Raw genomic sequence first — 5,556 nt, 5'->3', positions numbered from 1 at the left:
TACAAAACATCACCGATCACAACGTAGCGTGATCTCTGCGCGGCCCTGCCCCGCTGGCACCCCGGTGACCGCCGGGCTGCCGGGATGCGGATACGCATCCGTGCCCTGCGTGTGGAGTGACGGGATAAGGGCGTATCGACCTCTGAGCAGTGACCGAAGGCCCTGCATCGAGCTCTACCTCCCCGTGATGTTGGACGGCGGAAAGAGGAGTTCTCCTCCTACTTGCCATCGCCCAGAGTAGTCGCCGCACAATAAAGTTCGTGCAATGAAGCTCGCGCAGCCGGCATCCGTAGGTTAAGTCCAGACGCCGCACCGGTCCAACCCCGGGCGGTGGTTGTCACATGATCAATTGTCATGGAGATTTTTTGCCGGGTAGTCGACGATGACGGCGTACTGGCCGTCTTCCTATCCCGCTCGTGTGATGACGCTCTCGTGCCTGTGTCCGCGTTCGGCCTGCCCGGCCGCACCTTTCATGGCGGGCGTCGGCGTCGGATGGTGCAGATGAACCGTATGATGCGCGTGCAGTCCGGCGACCCGACGATACCTCGCATTTCATCTGTGTAGGTGTCGTCCGCGCGGGCGGGAGAGCATCGGGAGGACATTCCAGGGGGCGTGGCCGGTTTTTCGACGTCAGTCTTGGAGCATATCTCGGAATCTTGATGCTTCTTGATATTTTTTGCAGAGTTGTGACATGTGTCTAAATATATAGATATCCGCGCTCGTATCGCCTACCGGCGGGCGGCCTTGACGCCGAGGCCGCTGCCACCGCCCGCGGGATCGGATGGCGGACGAACGATGAGCCCGTGAGCCCGTGAGCCCGCGAGCCCGGGGTCGGGGCCCACGGCCCCACGGGTTCGTGTGTTCATGTTGCGGACAGGTTTCGGTGGGGGTCGCTGGTTGGCCCGCGGGGCCCCCGCAGCTAGTGTTCGGGGAGTGGAATCGTGGCTGAACGCAGCCGGCGTCGAGGGGACCGGCGCCAGTCGGGAGTCGATCCTTCGCTACTGGTAGGCATCCCCGGGTCATCCGTGCCCCGTCCCACAACTCCATACCGATGCCGCTCACGCCCGTGCGGGAGAGTCCCGGTCGCTCGCCGTTCGGGACGCCGAAGGAGCAAGCTCTCCCCATAAACTCTCAGGCCCCCAACCGCCGGGTCAGGCAACTCTGGAAAGTGGACGCCGTGGGGTGTCCCGCCGACGGTGAAAGCCGCGTTCCCCGCCCGCAGCTCCCCGGACTGCCGGCGGCGGCGCTGGTGAAGCTCTCAGGTCAATGACAGAGGGGGAGGCCCGCCGCGGCGCCGGCATGATCCGTCGTCGCCCGACCTCCGGAGCAGTCATCATGCCTGACGTCACCGAGTACGACGACACCCCCTATGCCGATGGACCGGCCACGACCGCCGATGGACCGGCCACGACCGCCGATGGACCGGCCACGACCGCCGATGGACCGGCCACGACCGCCGATGGACCGGCCACGACCGCCACGATCAGTCCCGCGTCGTCGCACGCGCGGTCGGGGGCGCCGCGACAGGGCAGTGCCGAGGCGGTGGGCAGGAACGGTGCGAGGTGGCTGCCCGCTGCGGCCATCCCGCGGTTCGCCGATCGGCATATCGGCCCGGACCCGTCATCCCAACGGGAGATGCTGGATGCGCTGCGGGTGGAATCACTGGCCGCGCTCACCGACGCGGCCGTCCCGGCAAGCATCCGTGACCATGATCTGGATCTTCCCGCGGCGCTGAGCGAGCCCGCGGTGCTCGCGGCCCTACGCGCGTTCGGTAGCAGGAACCGACCGGTTTCCTCGATGATCGGGCTGGGATTCCATCCCGCGGTGATGCCGGGAGTCATCCAGCGCAACGTCCTGGAGAACCCCGCGTGGTATACGGCGTACACGCCGTACCAGCCGGAGATCTCCCAGGGCCGCCTGGAAGCGTTGCTCAACTTCCAGACGATGATCACTGATTTGACCGGCCTTGCGGTGGCCGGAGCCTCCCTGCTGGACGAGCCGACCGCGGCGGCCGAGGCGATGCAGATCGCGTTTCGGACGGCGAAGGGTTCCCGCGCGACGTTCCTCATCGATGCCGACACCCTCCCGCAGATCATCTCGGTGGTCGCGACCAGGGCGGAGGCGCTGGGGATCAATGTGGTGGTCGCGGATCTCGCAGCCGGACTCACGGCCGTGGGCTCGGCGGAGCTGGATGCGACCTTCGGCCTACTGCTGTCCTATCCCGGGCCGGCGGGCGTCCTGCGGGATGTGCGTGCTGTGATCGCATCGGCGAGGGAGCGCGGCATCGTCGTCACGATCGCCGCCGATCCGCTGGCGCTGACCCTGCTGCGGGCGCCTGGCGATCTCGGCGCGGACATCGCGGTGGGGAGCACGCAGCGGTTCGGACTACCGCTGTCCTTCGGAGGCCCGCACGCCGGCTACCTCGCAGTGCGCAAGGGGCTGGAACGGTCCCTGCCGGGGCGGCTCGTCGGGGTGTCGGTCGATGCGGACGGCGCACCCGCGTACCGGCTCACCCTGCAGACCCGTGAGCAGCACATCCGACGGGAGAAGGCGACGAGCAACATCTGCACGGCCCAGGTGCTGCCCGCGGTACTCGCCTCCATGTACGCGGTCTACCACGGTCCGGAGGGCTTGGCCGGGATCGCGCGTCGCATCCACGGGCACGCGGTGCGCCTCGCCGAAGGCCTGCGCGCCGCCGGTGTGACGGTGGTGCACGACGCGTTCTTCGACACCGTCCTCGCCGCGGTGCCGGGCCGGGCCACCCAGGTGGTTGCGGACGCGTTGGCGCGGGGCGTGAACCTGCGGCTGGTCGACGACGACCACGTGGGTATCTCCTGCAACGAGACAACGGGCCAGGCCGAGCTGGGGGCCGTCTGGTCGGCCTTCGGGGTGGGCCCGGAGGCGACGGCGGGCATCACTTGGACCGAGGCCGAGACCGAGATCCGGACCGGGGCCTGGACCGGGTCCGTCGCGGCGGCGAACGATCATCTCGTGGCCCGCGCGGACCAGGTGGACCAGGTGGACCAGGCAGCGGACGAGCCGGTGGCGCTGCCTGCCGAACTGGTGCGTACGGATCCCTACCTGCAGCATCCGGTGTTCCACGACCATCGGTCGGAGACCGCGATGCTCCGCTATCTGCGTCGACTGTCCGATCTTGATCTGGCTCTTGACCGGGGCATGATCCCCCTGGGGTCGTGCACGATGAAACTCAACGCGACCACCGAGATGGCCGCGGTCACCTGGCCGGAATTCGCCGACATCCATCCATTTGCCCCGTTGGACCAGGCCGCCGGATACCTCGCGATGATTCAGGACCTGGAGCGTTGGCTCGCGCAGATCACCGGATATGCGGGGGTCTCCCTCCAGCCGAATGCCGGCAGCCAGGGTGAGCTCGCCGGGCTGCTCGCCATCCGGGCCTATCACCGCGATCATGCTGTTCCCGGATCCGCGGTGCGAAACATCTGTCTCATTCCCTCCTCGGCGCACGGGACGAATGCGGCGAGCGCCGCGATGGCGGGAATGCGGGTGGTCGTCGTCTCCTGTGACGACGACGGAAACGTCGACCTGAACGATCTGGCCCGCAAGGCCCGCGCGAACGCGGACGTGTTGGCCGCGCTGATGGTCACCTACCCGTCGACCCATGGTGTGTACGAGGAGGGCATCGGGCAGGCGTGCGCGATCGTGCATGAGGCCGGCGGTCTGGTGTACGTCGACGGAGCGAATCTCAACGCTCTGGTGGGGCTCGCCAGGCCGGGGCAGTTCGGGGCCGACGTGAGCCACCTGAACCTGCACAAGACGTTCTGCATCCCGCATGGTGGCGGGGGTCCGGGGGTCGGCCCGGTGGCCGTGGTCGAGAAACTCCTGCCCTATCTGCCGAACCACCCGCTGCGGCCGGAGGCAGGACCGGCCACCGGAGTGGGCCCGATCTCGGGATCCCCGTGGGGCTCGGCCGGAATTCTTATGATTCCGTGGGCCTACATCCGGATGATGGGGGCGGACGGCCTGCGCCGGGCGACCTCGGTGGCCGTCCTGAACGCCAACTACATTGCCCACCGGCTGCATCCGTACTATCCGGTTCTCTACGCGGGCCGGGACGGGCTGGTCGCCCATGAGTGCATTCTGGACCTACGGCCGTTGACGAAGCTGACCGGCGTCACCGTGGACGACGTGGCGAAGCGTCTCATCGACTACGGTTTCCATGCTCCGACCATGTCATTCCCGGTTGCCGGAACACTGATGGTCGAGCCGACGGAGAGTGAGGATCTCGGCGAGATCGATCGTTTCTGCGACGCAATGATCTCCATTCGAGCCGAGGCGGACAAGGTCGGAGACGGTATCTGGCCGCGGACCGATAATCCCCTGCATAATGCTCCGCATACTGCACAGATGGTTACCGCCAACGAATGGTCACACGCTTATCCGCGATCGGTGGCGGCCTATCCCGTCGCTTCGCTGCGGGCCGCCAAGTACTGGTCCCCGGTACGTCGGATCGACGGCGCCTATGGTGATCGCAACCTGGTCTGCACCTGCCCACCGGTGGGATCCTTCGCCGCGGAGCCGGTCGACGAGCAGATTCTCGCCGGAGCCCGCTGAGGACGGGATGCTGGCGCGGCCGCCGTCGATCTTCTCCATCGCGGCGGCGGCGGCCGATGCGAGGCCGAACGGTCTCGCTGGGTAGTCTGCCGCGACTTCCAAACCCTTCCCTTGCGGAAGGGTTCAGAAGTCGAACTCTTTCGTGACGTAAGGATTATCGGTCGAGCGGGGTCGAGCAGGGTCGAGCGGGAATGAAGTGGACTTGAAATTCCTGTTACCGGTCTTGACCGTGGATCATGTTCGCCCAATAGTGGTGTACTGACTGTCATAATGGGTCATTCGGCGATGACACTCCGGCAGGTCGCCGCTTGAACAACAGGAGGTCGCGGCGGATGGATCCTCGGATGGAAAAGCAGCTGGCAAGGGCCCGGCGGGTGGCGGTCGACATCGGCCTCGGCCCGGCGCTGAAGCTGGTGCGTGACAACGTCGTTCCTACCGCCCGCCGCAATCGCAGCGACGACCGGCATCTGGCGCTGCTGCTGTCCTTCGTCCTCCGGGAGGACTCGAACTGTATCGACGTGGGCGCGCACAAGGGTGACGTTCTGCGGACCATCCTCCGGCACGCCCCGGGAGGCCGGCACGTCGCCTATGAGCCGTTGCCGCACATGGCCGCGGCGTTGACCACCGATTTCCCGGCGGTGGAGGTACGACAGGCCGCGCTCGCCGACCAGCCGGGGGTGCTGCCCTTCACCTACGTCCGCAGCAGGCCCGTCTACAGCGGGCTGCGTGATCGGGTGCCCGACAGTGAGGACGTCGAACGGATCGAGGTGGCCGTCGAGACGCTGGACGACGCGATGCCGGCCGACTACCGGCCAACCTTGATCAAGGTTGACGTCGAGGGGGCCGAGTACGGGGTGTTCAAGGGCGGCCAGAAGTTGATCGGCTCCAGCCGGCCGCATCTCGTCTTCGAGTTCGGTGCCGGTGCCGGTGCCCGGGACTACGGTACGACGGCCGACGAGGTGT

General features: G+C 67.1%; 2 protein-coding genes and 2 riboswitches. Both genes read left to right on the top strand.

Translation table 11 applies throughout. The features are described 5' to 3' along the window. The first annotated feature begins 1,059 nt into the window (after window positions 1-1,059). Window positions 1,060-1,156: riboswitch (glycine riboswitch) on the top strand. Further along, window positions 1,157-1,280, top strand: a riboswitch (glycine riboswitch). It abuts the riboswitch before it with no gap. Between the two features lie 55 nt (window positions 1,281-1,335). Then, entirely contained in the window at window positions 1,336-4,593 is a 3,258-nt protein-coding gene (gene gcvPB, locus AC08ON_RS15640) for an aminomethyl-transferring glycine dehydrogenase subunit GcvPB (RefSeq protein ID WP_476617231.1), read from the top strand. A 344-nt stretch (window positions 4,594-4,937) separates the two neighbouring features. Next, a partial coding sequence (locus AC08ON_RS15635) for an FkbM family methyltransferase (protein WP_476617230.1) occupies window positions 4,938-5,556 on the top strand: 619 nt, incomplete at its 3' end.

The sequence above is a fragment of the Frankia sp. CoWAU3 genome (assembly GCF_977971855.1).
The sequence above is the reverse complement of the archived record's forward strand: the minus strand, read 5'-3'. Positions and strand labels throughout refer to the sequence as shown.